The sequence below is a fragment of the Kingella kingae genome (assembly GCF_900475905.1).
GTDB lineage: Bacteria > Pseudomonadota > Gammaproteobacteria > Burkholderiales > Neisseriaceae > Kingella > Kingella kingae.
In genome coordinates, this window is the sequence record NZ_LS483426.1 from 1,659,367 (window position 1) to 1,674,758 (window position 15,392).

Below are 15,392 nucleotides of genomic sequence, written 5' to 3' on the forward strand. Positions count from 1 at the left end.
AAGCAGCCTGCATTATTTTTGTTGGGTCATGCCAACCTACGACTACGGCAACATTAAAAATGCAGGCTGCTTTTGGTTTTAAATAGACGGCACAACTTCGCTGCCATCTGCGCGTAAAAACTTCGGTAACACTTGGTTTTCAATCACATTTTTGTTTACGACCACGGTAGCAACATCGTCCAAAGTCGGCAACAAATACATCGTTTCCAGCAAAGCGCGTTCCATAATAGAGCGCAAACCACGCGCCCCTGTTTTGCGTTTCATTGCCAACTGCGCGACCACTCGCAACGCATCATCATCAATTTGCAATGCTTTGTTTTCCATGGCGAACAAGGCTTGATACTGTTTGACTAGCGCGTTTTTCGGCTCGGTTAAAATGCGAACCAACGCCACTTCGTCCAATTCTGCCAACGAAGTCAGCACAGGCAAGCGACCAATCAATTCAGGGATTAAGCCAAAACGGATTAAATCTTCGGGTTCAACCTGTTCAAACAGTTCGCTAATGCGGCTGTCTTCGTCTTTGCTATGCACATTCGCGCCAAAGCCAATGCCACCTTTTTCGGTGCGCTGACGAATCACTTTGTCCAAACCTGCAAACGCGCCACCGCAAATAAACAAAATATTGCTGGTGTCCACCGCGATAAATTGTTGATTGGGATTGCGGCGACCACCTTGTGGCGGCACATTGGCAACCGTGCCTTCAATCAGTTTAAGCAAGGCTTGTTGCACGCCTTCGCCCGACACATCACGCGTAATAGACGGGCTGTCGCTTTTGCGCGAAATTTTGTCAATTTCATCAATATAAATAATGCCTTTTTGCGCTTTTTCCACGTCAAAATCGCAGTTGCCCAGCAGTTTGGTCACAATGCTTTCCACGTCTTCGCCCACATAGCCCGCTTCGGTCAGCGTGGTTGCATCTGCCATCGCAAACGGCACATTCAAATGTCGCGCCAACGATTGCACCATATAAGTTTTGCCCGAGCCAGTCGGCCCAATCATCAACACATTGGATTTGGACAATTCCACTTTGTCTGCCGTATCGGGTTGGCGCAGGCGTTTGTAGTGGTTATACACCGCCACCGCCAGCGATTTTTTCGCTTGTTCTTGCCCGATAACGTGTTCGTTTAATTGCGCGACCAGTTGCGCTGGCGTGGGTAAGGGCGTGTTGTCTTGTTCGGCTTTGGTTTTGCCTGTTGATGTCGTTTTCGCTTTGGATTCGTCTTGCAACATCGTGTTACAGGCTGCTACGCATTCGTTGCAAATAAACGAATCTTCGCCTTCAATTAACATTTTGACTTCGTGTTCGGCTTTGCCACAAAACGAGCAAGCGTGTTCTTTTTTGTTCATATTCTTTACTTTTGGTTGATTAAAATTCGCGTGATTATAACGCAAAACGGTTTATTGAGATGCGAATGTAGCCATTATATAAAGCAGCCTGCACATGGATTAAATGTGCAGGCTGCTTTTTTATAGGGCTATCCAGAACACTTCGTATTCAAATACTGTTCAAATTTGGTTAATAATTCCTTGCCCCCTACCCGCATGATTGGCGTAATCATTGCCGATAAATGGCTTTTGTTGGTGCGATTCTTTTGTTTTGCACACCAATAAATGAGTTAGTTGATTGCTCTGTTCTGCTGCAAATTTACTATCTACCAAGCCAATCCACAAAATCCATTGTTCACGATAGCGCAAAATCATCAGTAGTTGCGCGGCAACGGTAATCACCGTTGTCATGCCGTCCAAGCCTGTGGAGCTGCCGCCTGCTGCGTTGAGTGCTTGCACAAACAGCAAAGTGCTAACCACCAGCGACACCACCAACGCAATCCAGCCCTTTGCGCTTAATTTCTTGGCGCGAACCGCTTCGCCTGTGCCGTCTTTTTGCAAATGCTCTTTCCAGACAAAATAGCCAATAAATTGCGATAGCAAATACACATACAACACGGTATTCATTTCGCCCAAAAAATTGGCTTTCCACGCCACATAAAAATAGGTATAGGCAAAAATTAAGCCAAACAAATAATTAACCATTTTGCCTTTGCTGACCAAAACCACACAAATAATGCCCGATATGCCCGAAATCATAACAAGCCACGAATCGGGTTGCTGCCAATATGCCCAACCTTGCGCTGCCAAAAACGCCGCCAGCCAAAATAGCTCAAACGGTTTCTAGCCGCTGCATAAGTCGTTCCACAAGGCTTTTACATCATTTGAATAGTTCATGATTTTCTCCTATGAGTGGTTATTTTGTAAGCTATTCTACCTTGTAATTTTACTGTGCGACAACGTTAATCGTGTCTTCCAAAGCAGCCTGCATTGTGTTTTAATGCGTTACCCATTTTCCACAGGCTTATTCAATATGCTCAACATTCAATCGCTGTATTTTTCTTATGACGACCGCATCGTGTTGCACGACATCAACGTGCAGTTAGACGAAGGTAGCATCACAGGTTTAATCGGACCAAACGGCGCAGGCAAATCCACGCTAATGCGCTGCATGGCTGGCTTGGAAGTCCCCAGCGATGGCGAAGTCTTTTTAAACGGCAAACCGATTTTGGACGACCCACGCGCCAGCTTCGCGCAACTGGGTTATTTGCCCGACTTTTTTGGTTTACCGCCCGATTTAAGCGTGATTCAATGCCTGACTTATGCCGCCAAATCACGCGGTTTGCCCGACAACAAATTGGCGCAAACCATTGGCGAAACGGTAGAACTATTGGGCTTGCAAGACAAGCTCTATCACAAAATCGGCGCGTTATCGCGTGGACAAAAACAGCGCGTTGGCATTGGGCAAGTGATTGTGCATCGTCCCAAATTTTTGCTGTTGGACGAACCTGCCAGCGGTTTAGACCCCGAAGCACGACACGAATTATCGTTACTGTTGTTGCGACTCAAAGCTGAGGGCATGACGATTTTGGTATCCAGCCACATTTTGTCGGAGCTGGACGAATATTGTACGCATATGCTGGTGATTAAATCGGGCAGAATCCAAGCGCACCAAGCCTTGAACGCTGCTGATCCCATCGCCCAAACGCAACAAACCATTACGCTGCACTTTGTTGGCAATGCGCGAGATTATTTGCCAATCGTGCAAGCCTTGCCCAATGTGCAGGCTGCTTTGGTGCAGGAAAACAACGCGCAAAGTTTGTTGGTAACACTGCCCAATGGCGATGATGTGCGCGTTGCCCTGTTGCGCGATATTGTGCAGGCTGCTTTGCCATTGAGCGAGGCGCAGCGCGTCAAAACCACGATGTTGCAAAGCTATCAAAACAGTTTAAACACCGCCAAGAAAGGTGAAGCATGAAAAAAGTAATTCAAGTCCCCAAAATTTATGTAAACGCAGAATTTCAACGCCTGTTGTGGCTCAACTTTGGTTGGGGGCTGCTGGCGGGTATTGTGCTAATGTACGCGCTGTTTTTGCTGTCGGCGGACTATGGCGATGAATATTGGCAAAGAAACTGGATAATGATTGGCTCGGGTGGCATGGGTTTTGCCGCGATTTCGGCTTATGTGTTGATAGAACGCAGTCTAAAACAAGACATCGCGTCCAACACGTTTGACCAGTTGCGAATGTCGGCATTGTCGCCATGGCAAATGGCATATTCGCGGATTTTGGTTGCGCCGATTATGTCGTGGATTGCCTTTGCGATTGGCTGGCTCATCACGCTGGCTTATTTAGCCGTAGCAAAAGAAAACTTTGTTTCTATTGAAGGTTTTTCTATGATTATTTGGTTGCCGATGACGGCGTGGGCGTTTGCGTGCGTGGTGTTGATTAACGCGCTGTCGGCAGGTCGCGGCAATAGCCAATGGTCGGGTGCAGCGGTGCAGCTTATTTTGCTGTTTAGCGTGTGTTCGGTGTTTATGGGTTATTTTGCAGACGCGCTCAACGGAGTCCGCAAAGTACATACATGGGCAGACATTGCTTTTTTGTATTTTAACGATGGTATTGCTTCAATCCCTACTTGGGTCAAAACATGGTTTTCCACGTTATTGATTACCGCGTTTGCCAGCGTGGGCGCGTGGGCAGCAATGGCGCAACGCCTGCATTTACGTCTTGTTCGCCATGTGTTTTTGGGCTTATCGCTGGCATCGCCATTGGTTTTGATTTGGGTGATGTTGATTAGTGGCACGGCAGCGGCAATCACTATTGCGTGGTGTTATGCTGTTGCGTCTATTTTGTCTATCGCGTGTCAAAAACAAAGCGTGGAATCGCTGCAACAAGGTTTTGAATATTTGCTTGAAGGGCGCGTGCAGGCTGCTTGCTACACTTTGCCAGCGTGGGTATTTTTATTGCCGATTGGTTTGCTGTTCGCTTTTGGGCTTGATTTACAAGTTGCGCTGGTGTTTGCGCTGCACATTATTTTGTTTGCTGCATTGGTGCTGCTGGCAACCAGTTTGCGTAGCCGTTACAACAGCATTACAGCAGCAATGGTGTGGTATTTGTTGGCGAATATGCTGTGGGCGTTTGCGACTTAAAAAAGCAGCCTGCACTTTTATCATCTATATTGATTGACGATTTTTATTGAAAGGAATCCCCATGACAAAAAATTACCAAGCCCCAGACCAAAACGGTTTTTTTGGCGAACACGGTGGCGTATATGTTGCCGAAACGCTAATCCCAGCTTTGCAAGAATTGGCCGAAGCCTACAATCAAGCGAAAAATGACCCTGAATTTTGGGCAGAATTTCGCCACGATTTAAAACATTATGTCGGTCGTCCTAGCCCTGTTTATCACGCCAAACGCTTGTCGGAACATTTGGGCGGCGCACAGATTTGGTTGAAACGCGAAGATTTAAACCACACAGGCGCACACAAGGTAAACAACACGATTGGTCAAGCCTTGCTCGCCAAACGCATGGGCAAAAAGCGCGTGATTGCGGAAACGGGCGCAGGACAACACGGCGTAGCAAGCGCAACGGTAGCAGCACGTTTTGGTATGGAATGCCACGTTTACATGGGCGCGGACGACATTCAACGCCAAGCCCCCAACGTGTTCCGCATGAAATTATTGGGCGCGAATGTGGTGGGCGTGGATAGTGGCAGCCGCACACTGAAAGACGCGATGAACGAAGCCATGCGCGAATGGGTGGCGCGTGTGGACGATACGTTCTACATCATCGGCACGGCGGCAGGCCCTGCGCCGTATCCTGAAATGGTGCGCGATTTCCAATGCGTGATTGGCAACGAAGCGAAAGAGCAAATGTTGGAAGCGATTGGCAGGCAGCCTGATGTGGCGGTGGCTTGCGTGGGCGGCGGCTCAAATGCGATTGGCTTGTTCTATCCGTATATTGGCGAAGAAAATGTGCGTTTGGTGGGCGTGGAAGCGGGCGGACACGGTGTGGATACGCCTGAACACGCTGCGCCGATTACGTCAAAAGCACCGATTGGCGTGTTGCACGGTTTCCGCAGCTATTTGATGCAAGATGAAAATGGTCAAGTACTGGGGACGCATTCGGTTTCGGCAGGTTTGGATTACCCTGGGATTGGGCCTGAACACAGCCATTTAAACGACATCGGGCGCGTGGAATATCATGCGGCAAATGATGACGCGGCGTTGCAAGCATTTGATTTGTTGTGCCGATATGAAGGGATTATCCCAGCGTTGGAAAGCTCACACGCGCTGGCTTGGGCGGTGGCAAATGCGCCAAAAATGAGCAAAGATGAAGTGATTTTGGTGAATTTGTCGGGGCGCGGCGATAAGGACATCAACACGGTGGCGAAATTGAAAAATATTGAGTTATGATAAAAAGCAGCCTGCACTTTATTTTGTGCAGGCTGCCTTGTCCTATTCCCGATTTTTTGCTACCATGCGCCCTGCATTAAGAGTTGGAACTTCCATGCCAACCTGCTGTTGTACAGTAAGGTGGACGGTTTAACAAACCGATGTGGCTTTGGGTTTTTATCCCAAGCAATCCAAACCCGCTTAATGCGGGCATTTTTTTATCTATACGAATGCCAACATATCAAGCCTAATATAGTGAATTAAATTTAGATTAGTACAGCGTTGCCAACTCCCTTATGTACTAGCTGTACACGGCGATCGTTGTCGCCTTGTCCTAATCTAAATTTAATCCACTATATGGTTTGATATGCCCAAATACTTTTTTTGTAACCATTTCATTTATAGAGAACATCATGAGCGAATATTTATTCACATCAGAATCGGTGTCAGAAGGACACCCAGACAAAGTAGCCGACCAAATTTCAGACGCGATTTTGGACGCAATTTTCGCACAAGACCCCAAAGCGCGTGTGGCTGCCGAAACTTTGGTAGCGACCGATTTATGCGTATTGGCTGGCGAAATCACAACCACCGCAAAAGTGGACTACGAACAAGTGGCGCGTGAAACCGTCCGTAAAATTGGCTACAACGACCCAGCATTGGGCTTTGCTGCCGACACATTCAAGCTGGTGTTGAACTATGGTGAACAATCGCCCGACATCGCACAAGGCGTAAACGAAGGCGAAGGCTTGGATTTGAACCAAGGCGCAGGCGACCAAGGCTTGATGTTTGGCTATGCTTGCGATGAAACGCCCACGCTGATGCCGTTTGCCATCTATTACAGCCACCGTTTAATGCAACGCCAAAGCGAAGTACGCAAAAGCGGTTTGTTGCCGTGGTTGCGCCCCGATGCCAAAGCGCAATTAACGGTGGTATATGACAACGAAACAGGTCGCGTAACGCGCATTGACACAGTGGTTTTATCTACACAACACGATGAAAGCATTAGCCACGAAGATTTGTGCGCGGCGGTTAAAGAACACATCATTTTCCCTGTGTTGCCTGCCGATTTAATCACGCCCGAAACCAAATACTTCATCAACCCGACAGGTCAATTCATCATCGGTGGCCCACAAGGCGACTGTGGTTTAACAGGTCGTAAAATTATTGTGGATACTTATGGCGGTGCAGCTCCGCACGGTGGTGGCGCATTTTCGGGCAAAGACCCAAGCAAGGTGGACCGCTCTGCCGCGTATGCAGGTCGCTATGTGGCGAAAAACATTGTCGCGGCTGGATTGGCATCGCAATGTCAAATCCAAATTTCGTATGCGATTGGCATTGCCGAGCCGACTTCCATTTCTATTGACACGTTTGGCACAGGCAAATTGAACGAAGCCGAATTGATTAAATTGGTGCGCGAACATTTTGATTTGCGCCCCAAAGGCATTATTCAAATGTTGGACTTGTTGCGTCCTATTTATTCTAAATCGGCTGCGTATGGTCATTTTGGCAGAGAAGAGCCTGAATTTACTTGGGAAAAAACCGACAAAGCAGCGGCATTGCGTGCTGCGGCTAAATTGTAATTACGCATTCTAATGGTCTGTAAAGTGCAGGCTGCTTTTTCGCAAGCAGCCTGCACTTTTTCTGTTAAAATGCGCGGATTTTACTTTAACTATTGCGCTGCATTTAGTCGTAGGTGGGGCGCGACCCAACATTGAACTAATTTAACCATTGATAAGTTTTGTTGGGTCATGACCCAGCCTACAAAATGCCATCTTGAATTGAAACGACTAAAAAAAGCAGCCTGCACATTCAATCAACCCTAAACAAACTATGAAAAACATTAGAAATTTCTCCATCATCGCCCACATTGACCATGGCAAATCTACATTGGCTGACCGCTTTATCCAATACTGCGGCGGTTTGGATTTGCGTGAAATGAGTACACAAGTACTTGATTCTATGGATATTGAAAAAGAACGTGGCATCACGATTAAAGCGCAAACGGCTGCCTTAAATTACAAAGCCAAAAACGGCGAAATCTACCAATTAAACTTAATTGACACACCCGGACACGTGGACTTTTCCTATGAAGTGTCGCGTTCGCTGTCCGCTTGTGAAGGCGCGTTGTTGGTGGTGGACGCATCGCAAGGCGTGGAAGCGCAAACGGTGGCGAACTGCTACACGGCGATTGATTTGGGCGTGGAAGTTGTGCCAGTGCTGAATAAAATTGATTTGCCAGCCGCCGACCCCGACCGCGTGTCGCAAGAAATTGAAGACATCATCGGTATTGACGCGGTGGGCGCGGTAACATGTTCGGCAAAATCGGGCTTGGGCGTGGAAGACGTGCTGGAAGAAATCGTGGCGAAAATTCCTGCACCCGAAGGCGACTCCAACGCGCCATTGCAAGCCGTGATTATTGACTCGTGGTTTGACAATTATGTTGGCGTGGTGATGTTGATTCGTGTGAAAAACGGCACGATTAAATTGAAAGACAAAGTTCAATTTATGGCGACCAAAGCAGAAACGCAAGTGGAACAACTGGGCGTATTCACACCGAAATCGGTTCAAAAACAACAATTAAGTGCTGGCGAAGTGGGTTTCCTGATTACGGGCGTAAAAGAACTTGGCTCGGCAAAAGTGGGCGATACGGTTACGCTGGCGAATAATCCAGCCGTCGCGCCGTTGGCAGGATTTAAGGAAGTGCAATCGCAAGTTTTCGCTGGTTTGTATCCTGTGGAAAGCCACGATTACGAGAATTTGCGTGATGCCTTGGAAAAATTGCAACTGAATGATGCTTCGTTGAAATTTGAGCCTGAAGTGTCGCAAGCGTTGGGTTTTGGTTTCCGTTGCGGATTCTTGGGCTTGTTGCATTTGGAAATCGTGCAAGAGCGTTTGGAACGCGAATTTGACATGGATTTGATTACGACTGCGCCGACTGTGGTCTATGACGTCGTGTTGAAAAATGGCGAAAAAATTGAAGTGGAAAATCCGTCCAAATTGCCCGATATTGCCACGATTGATACGATTTTAGAGCCGATTATCACGGCGACGATTCTTGTGCCACAAGATTATGTGGGCAATGTGATGACGTTGTGTAATCAAAAACGCGGCGTTCAACGCAATATGCAGTATTTGGGTCGCCAAGTGATGCTGACTTATGATTTGCCGATGAATGAAGTGGTGATGGATTTCTTTGATAAATTGAAATCTACTTCGCGTGGTTATGCGTCGTTAGACTATGAATTTAAAGAGTTTCAGCCGTCTGATTTGGTAAAATTGGACATTATGGTAAATGGCGATAAAGTGGACGCGTTGAGTTTGATTGTGCATCGTCAAACTTCGGTGCAGCGTGGGCGTGAATTGGCAAGCAAAATGCGTGAATTGATTCCGCGCCAAATGTTTGATATTGCGGTTCAGGCAGCGATTGGCGGTCAAATCATCGCGCGTGAAAACGTGAAAGCCTTGCGTAAAAACGTGTTGGCGAAATGTTATGGCGGCGATATTACGCGCAAGAAAAAATTGTTGGAAAAACAAAAAGCTGGTAAAAAACGCATGAAGCAAGTGGGTAATGTGGAAATTCCACAAAGCGCGTTTTTGGCGATTTTGGAGATTGGGGATAAGTAAACAAGTCAAAAAGCAGCCTGCACTTTAGTTAAACACAAAGTGCAGGCTGCTTTTGATTAGGGGCTGTCCTAGATAACTAGGATAAACTCGATTTTAGGGTTAAAAGACAAAATGGTTGTTTTTTACCACACCTAACCTGCCTAATTAGAAAAATAATCTTTAATAAACATAGTTTTATTCTCTAAATTTAGGCCAATATGGTGGTTCAAAGCACTTTTTAAACCAGCAAAACGACTTTCCAATAAATTCGTTGTATTGGGAATGGATAACTCAGTATATTGCTCAAATGTGAGCAGCAAGGGCAAGTTGCGTTTTAGGCTTAAATAAGCACTTCTTAATCGTTTGTGGGTGTAGTGTGTTTTACCTGTTTCAGCGTTAATGGTACGTTCATTGACATATTGTTTATGTTGCCTATACCAACTATTCAATGCAGCCTGAAAGCTGCTAAAACTGCTTTTGGTAAGCGTTAAGGTTAATGCCCTGAGTTGCTCAGCAGCGAGCGATTTAGGTTTATTGGTCAGGTATCGAATAACCGTTTGAACTTGATGAAACTGGCACAGTTGCACAGGAATATCTGCAAATAATTGCGGCAATCCCTTACGCCCATCGCAAATAATGCTTTGAATAATCATGTTATTATCTTTTAACTTTTTTACTGCTTGATAATAAAGCTGATTGGTTTCATAAGCGACAATATCAACGGATAAAACTTGTTTACTCACACTATCCATTAAAACCAACGCACCAAAAGTATGCCCAAAATAAGTTGTATCCAAAAACACATTAACCTTTTTCGGGTGCGAAAAGTGATTTTGTTTCGTTGCTCATTTTATTAAGCGGCGTTGAATGGTTTTGGTGCTGCATTGATACTGTTGAGCCAGTTGTTCAATGGTGCGATGCTCATCGCGATATTGTTACCAAAGTTCATCGTTAATTTAAGCGTATTCCACCGTTAAAACACTTCTTACATTGGGTGCAAAAATAGCGTTGTTTATGGTTACGCGTTCCGTATTTTTGAACGGAATTTGAGTGACAAAAAGGGCATTTTTTGTGTTCAAAGCATTTGACCTATCTGAAAGCCTTTAAGCATAAGGCTTTCAGCGATTTTTACCAACCATTTTGTCCTTTAACCCGTTATTGGCAATACTTGAATCATATGATATACTAATATTAACATTTTTTAACAAAGCAAATATTATGAAACGTCTTTTTTCTTTTTCCATGATTGCAGTATTAGGTTTGATGACTGGTTGCGCCGAATTAAATACAGGATTGCAACAAATCAACAGTACATTAGGTTCATTAACTAGCACCGTAGCTGGAGGCGGTACAGTGAACATTGGTAATAAAGTAACCAATCAATATGAAATTAAAAACTTTGCTTTGGAAGTTGGTCAGGAAAGTTTGGCTCATAAACCTGTTGTATTTAAAGGAGAAGTTTATAATAAAACTTCAAAAGGCATTCGTTTAGATATTTTTGTACCAACATATGATTCACAGGGTTTTGCGTGTAATAGTTTACACACATCAATTAGCCTGAGTGCTAATGAAAAAACTCGTTTAGATAATGCAGATTATGTGGGCGTAAAAACTGGTTGTTCTATCAACACAAGTAAAATTAAATATAATTTAACGACATACTAATGAAACAGCGCGTAAATTGGATAAACCAATCTACGCGCTATTTTGTTAAAAACTATCCCAACATCGCCAAAAATTCATCTTCCGACAAAACCGCCACACCCAAACTCAACGCCTTTTCCAATTTAGAGCCAGCCGCATCGCCAGCCACCACAAAATCCGTTTTTTTAGACACGCTGCCTGAAACCTTACCGCCAGCCGCTTCAATCATCGCCGCCGCCTCATCGCGTTTCAAAGTCGGCAAAGTGCCTGTTAAAACAAAGGTTTTGCCAGCAATCAAATTATTCAGGCTGCCTAAAACCGCGTTTTCCGCATTCGTTGCGCCAAATTCGGGCAACATCGCCAAAAATTCGCCAACTTCGCGCAAAAGTGCCGCATTTTCCGCAATATTGCACCAATTTTGCCACTCAATTGGCAATACCTTATCCGACAACAAACCCTCCACCGAACCGCCAGCCAAATCCCACAATTCCTGCGCCCGTTTTTCGCTGATTTTGTAATTCGGCAAACGCGAAATCCAACGCGCAGGCGTCGCAAATTCGCGCACATTTGTAGATAAAACAGCGTGTTGCGGCTCAACCCCCACTGCCAACAAATCGTCCAACAATTTTTGTTGTGCAGGCTGCCTGAAATAATGCGCGATAGACTGCGCCACCACACCGCCAATATCGGGCAAACATGCCAAAATAGGCTCGGGCGCGTGTCGCACCGTCGCCAAATCGCCAAACGCATTGGCAAGCTGTTTTGCCGTGCTTTCGCCAACGTGCCGAATCCCTAACGCAAATAAAAAGCGTGATAACAACGGCTTACGGCTATTTTCAATGCCAGTCAAAATATTTTCCGCCCATTTCGTTGCGCTGGATTTGCTGTCTTTGATTTTTTGCAATTTCGCAATATCTAATTGATAAATATCAGCAAAACTGTGTAATACATCTTGTTCTACCAACGCTTCAATCTGCCTATCCCCCAAACCGACAATATCCATCGCTTTTCGCGCCGAAAAATGGATTAAGCCCTGCGCTCGCTGCGCCTGACACAACATTCCGCCGCTACAACGCGCCACCGCTTCGCCGTCTTCGCGCTCAATCGGGCTGTTGCAAACAGGGCACAATTCAGGCAGCCTGAAAGCAGAAAACTTTGGTTTTTCAACGGTTTCGCTAAACAAATCCGCGCCCAATTCCTGCACCATCGGGCGGCGTTCCAACACCACGCGCACGACTTCGGGAATCACATCGCCAGCGCGGCGCACAATCACGCTATCGCCCACGCGCACGTCTTTTCGCGCCACTTCGTCCTGATTGTGCAAAGTCGCGTTGGTAACGACCACGCCGCCGACCGCCACAGGCTGCAACCGCGCCACAGGCGTAATCGCGCCCGTGCGCCCGACTTGCACGTCAATCGCTTCCACAATCGTAATGGCTTCTTCGGCAGGAAATTTGTGTGCAATCGCCCAACGCGGTGCGCGTGAAACAAAACCGAGTTTTTCTTGTTCAATCAATGAATTAACTTTGATAACCATGCCGTCAATTTCATACGGCAGATTGGGGCGTTTTTCGGCTAATTGCTCGTATTGTTGCAAAACTTCGGCGATATTCGCGCAAATGTGCCAATTTCCAGTCGGCAAACTAAACCCCAATTCCTGCAACCACAACAATTCTTCCGCGTGGGTTTGGGGCGGATTTTCTACGCCGTCAAGACGCGCAATGCCGTAGCCAAAAAAATGCAATTTACGTTCCGCCGCCACACGCGAATTTAACTGGCGCAAACTGCCAGCCGCCGCGTTGCGTGGATTGGCAAATGGTTTTTGTCCAGCCGCTTCTTGGCGAGCGTTGAGCGTGGCAAAATCCGCTTTCAGCATCAACACTTCGCCGCGCACTTCAATCAGATTGGGGATATTTTTACCGTGCAATTTCAAAGGGATATTACGAACGGTTTTGATGTTTTCGGTAACGTCTTCGCCAATCGTGCCGTCGCCGCGTGTGGCTGCCTGAATAAAAATGCCGTTTTGATACAACAAACTAACCGCCAAGCCGTCAAATTTTGGCTCAATCGTGTATTCCGTTTGCGCCTGATTTAAATCTTTGCAAACGCGTTCGTTAAACGCCAGCGTTTCGGCGTGGTCGTACGCGCCCGATTCATCGCGTGGCGAAAACGCATTGTTCAGCGACAACATCGGTACGGCATGGCGCACGCTGGCAAATTCGCTCAAAATCGCACCGCCCACGCGATTAGTCGGGCTTTCAGGCAGCCTGAAATAGGGGAAATCACGTTCTAGCTGTTCCAATTCGCGGTAGAGTTTGTCGTATTCGCTATCGGGAACACTTGGCGCGTCTAGCGTGTAATATTCGTGGGCGTAGCGGTTTAGGATTTCGGTTAGGTGTTTGATTTGGTTTTGAATTTGTGTGTTTGACATAGTTCAGGTTGCCTGAAAGGAAAATAAATGAAATTGTACTGAAAAAATGCAGCCTGAAACATTAAATTAGTGGTTTCAGGCTGCATGAGAATATGGACGTGAGTTGGATTTTTGTATGCAACAAAAGGGAAATTTTTGATAAATATCAGATTTAATTATTCAACTTATACTCTATAATCTGACAAATTCAGTATCCAAAAAAAGGGGCTGTCCTAGATAACTAGGATAAACTTGATTTTACTAACTGTTTTAAGAACCTGTATTCACAAACAACTATTTGATAAATTTTAATATTTGTGAAATATACCCTAGTTTAACAAAATTTTCAGCAGATAAATTCGTCTGCTCAAAATCTTTTGCTAAACGTCGAGACCAACCTAACTATGCAAACGTTCGTTCTACAATCCAACGTTTGGGCAGAATATGCCAAGAAATATCTTGAATTTTCTTTGAAATCTCAACAGTTAAACCCAATTACTCTGATATATGTCGCTTACGGCCTTTGATTTTTTTACCTCCATCAAAACCTTTATCATGTGCGCTAGAAGCTGTTTTGACACTTTGTGAATCAATAATGGCATAAGTTGGCATTGCTTGTTTTTGATGGATTAAACGTTTTTTTGAACCAATGCCAAAAGAATTCTATCCCATAAGCCTGATTGATTGGCTCTGCGATAGAAACTCCATACGGTTGAATAAGGTGGAAAATCATTGGGCAGCATACGCCATTGGCAACCTGTTTTGGTCATGTACAAAACGGCATTCACTAATTGACGTTTATCCCATTTGTAGTGGCGTAGCTGGTTAAAATATGGCTCAATCGCTTGCCATTGGGCATCTGTTAAGTCTGTTGGGTAGGATTTTCTGGTCATAAAGATATTTTATTATTTTTGTGAATACAGGTTCTGATATTCAACGTGCAGCACGGTTCTTTTATTTGCAACACAATACCTTTGGCAGCAAAACAACGGGTCAAACATTTGGTACAGAGACGACAGGCAAAGCATGGAATGCAACGCAAATTGCCGAAAAATTGCAGGCTGCACGACAACGATTAGGTGGTGTATTCATTGAAAACGAACCATGGCAACGCTGTGTCAAACGCTACGACCGACCACATACATTCTTTTATGCAGACCCACCGTACTGGCAAACCGCAGGTTACGAGCGTGTATTTGATTGGACGGAATACGAACAGCTTGCTCAAACGATGCGAACCATGCAAGGTAAGATGATGCTGAGTATTAATGACCACCCCGATATTCGCGCATTGTTTGCTGAGTTCAATATTACAGAATTGCAGCTAGCTTATTCTGTGAGACGCAAAGCAGAAAATCGCATACAGCGTGGTGAGTTGGTCATTTGTAACTACTGATTTCAAGCAGCCTGCAACAACAAAAGCGACTGAAACGTCGCTGTTGTTATGTTTGATGCTATAAATTCAAATCCAAACGTTTATGGTATCAAAATTGCAGTGGTTTTATAATTTACTCGGTATCAAAGGTATTGCGAAAAGGTGCCAAAGATTTTGCGGTTTTATATCACAAGGAAAAAATGATGCATATAAATACATGAATTATGAGCGTACAACCTACGATGAATTAAAAAAGGACTTTTTGGCAAGTGCCTTTGGGGCTTGCAGGGCTAAATTTCATCGTGGTCAAGTTGATGGCTGGATGGAACATGAGAGTGAATGGGGTTATGCTAGCTATGATTTTGAAAGCGGATTTCATTTACCAATTGAAAAGTTAATGATTCATGTCATCAATACAATTACAAATGCTGGTCGAATAGCAGAAGCTCACCGATTCCATTTATGTGAGATAAATAATATTCTGTCCAAATATGCCACAGAGGAATTATTTGCTGATTTGAATGATGAAGAAAAAGAAGATTTTTTATATGACCTTGAAATTATTTTAGATAATCAATTGCTTGAAATTGTAAAATAAATATAGCAAGTGTAGGGTGGGTGCTTGCACCCACGCA

Annotated in this window: 11 protein-coding genes, 3 pseudogenes and 1 riboswitch; of the genes and pseudogenes, 8 read left to right on the plus strand and 6 right to left on the minus strand. The window is 45.2% G+C overall.

The window, feature by feature from the left end; genetic code table 11:
* Positions 1 to 78: 78 nt before the first annotated feature.
* Together clpX and pnuC are read right to left on the minus strand one after the other, a co-directional pair.
* A complete protein-coding gene (gene clpX, locus DQN52_RS08930; RefSeq protein WP_003786391.1) occupies positions 79 to 1,347 on the minus strand; it encodes an ATP-dependent Clp protease ATP-binding subunit ClpX in 1,269 nt (422 codons plus the stop codon).
* Between the two features lie 159 nt (positions 1,348 to 1,506).
* Positions 1,507 to 2,136 carry a nicotinamide riboside transporter PnuC gene (pnuC, locus tag DQN52_RS08935; protein WP_003786388.1) on the minus strand — a complete coding sequence of 210 codons (630 nt, stop codon included), beginning with the start codon at positions 2,134 to 2,136 and terminating at the stop codon, positions 1,507 to 1,509.
* Between the two features lie 190 nt (positions 2,137 to 2,326).
* Here pnuC and DQN52_RS08940 point away from each other — a divergent pair, with 190 nt between their 5' ends.
* The 5 genes from DQN52_RS08940 to lepA all read left to right on the plus strand — a co-directional run bounded on the left by DQN52_RS08940 (position 2,327) and on the right by lepA (position 9,349).
* A complete protein-coding gene (locus tag DQN52_RS08940; protein WP_003786386.1) occupies positions 2,327 to 3,304 on the plus strand; it encodes an ABC transporter ATP-binding protein in 978 nt (325 codons plus the stop codon).
* Positions 3,301 to 4,476: a hypothetical protein gene (locus DQN52_RS08945; RefSeq protein ID WP_003786384.1), complete on the plus strand. Its 1,176-nt coding sequence runs from the start codon at positions 3,301 to 3,303 to the stop codon at positions 4,474 to 4,476. Before DQN52_RS08940 ends, DQN52_RS08945 begins: the two co-directional genes overlap by 4 nt.
* Before the next feature lie 61 nt (positions 4,477 to 4,537).
* Entirely contained in the window at positions 4,538 to 5,743 is a 1,206-nt protein-coding gene (gene trpB / locus DQN52_RS08950; RefSeq protein ID WP_003786383.1) for a tryptophan synthase subunit beta, read from the plus strand.
* 68 nt (positions 5,744 to 5,811) lie between these two features.
* Positions 5,812 to 5,927: riboswitch (SAM-I-IV-variant riboswitch) on the plus strand.
* A 208-nt stretch (positions 5,928 to 6,135) separates the two neighbouring features.
* The gene (metK, locus tag DQN52_RS08955; RefSeq protein ID WP_003786379.1) at positions 6,136 to 7,305 is read left to right on the plus strand and encodes a methionine adenosyltransferase; all 1,170 of its coding nucleotides are present in this window, start codon (positions 6,136 to 6,138) and stop codon (positions 7,303 to 7,305) included.
* Positions 7,306 to 7,555: 250 nt separating this feature from the next.
* A complete protein-coding gene (lepA, locus tag DQN52_RS08960) occupies positions 7,556 to 9,349 on the plus strand; it encodes a translation elongation factor 4 (protein WP_003786375.1) in 1,794 nt (597 codons plus the stop codon).
* 140 nt (positions 9,350 to 9,489) lie between these two features.
* Here the strand turns inward: lepA and DQN52_RS08965 are convergent.
* Positions 9,490 to 10,155 (minus strand): annotated as a pseudogene (locus DQN52_RS08965) (IS256 family transposase, variant Zn-binding type); the annotation flags it as partial.
* Positions 10,156 to 10,279: 124 nt separating this feature from the next.
* A pseudogene (locus DQN52_RS11670) lies at positions 10,280 to 10,384 on the minus strand (IS1/IS1595 family N-terminal zinc-binding domain-containing protein); the annotation flags it as partial.
* 162 nt (positions 10,385 to 10,546) lie between these two features.
* Between DQN52_RS11670 and DQN52_RS08970 the strand changes: the two are divergent.
* Positions 10,547 to 10,993 (plus strand): hypothetical protein, encoded by a 447-nt coding sequence (locus DQN52_RS08970; protein ID WP_019389315.1) that lies wholly within the window; start codon positions 10,547 to 10,549, stop codon positions 10,991 to 10,993.
* 52 nt (positions 10,994 to 11,045) lie between these two features.
* Here the strand turns inward: DQN52_RS08970 and ligA are convergent, their stop codons facing one another.
* On the minus strand, positions 11,046 to 13,403 hold the full coding sequence (gene ligA / locus DQN52_RS08975; protein WP_003786371.1) for an NAD-dependent DNA ligase LigA: 2,358 nt from the start codon (positions 13,401 to 13,403) through the stop codon (positions 11,046 to 11,048).
* Positions 13,404 to 13,676: 273 nt separating this feature from the next.
* Positions 13,677 to 14,275 (minus strand): annotated as a pseudogene (locus tag DQN52_RS08980) (IS5 family transposase).
* Between the two features lie 20 nt (positions 14,276 to 14,295).
* Here DQN52_RS08980 and DQN52_RS08985 point away from each other — a divergent pair.
* The gene (locus DQN52_RS08985) at positions 14,296 to 14,778 is read left to right on the plus strand and encodes a DNA adenine methylase (RefSeq protein ID WP_231954128.1); all 483 of its coding nucleotides are present in this window, start codon (positions 14,296 to 14,298) and stop codon (positions 14,776 to 14,778) included.
* A gap of 82 nt (positions 14,779 to 14,860) precedes the next feature.
* The gene (locus DQN52_RS08990) at positions 14,861 to 15,355 is read left to right on the plus strand and encodes a hypothetical protein (RefSeq protein ID WP_003788974.1); all 495 of its coding nucleotides are present in this window, start codon (positions 14,861 to 14,863) and stop codon (positions 15,353 to 15,355) included.
* Positions 15,356 to 15,392 lie beyond the last annotated feature (37 nt).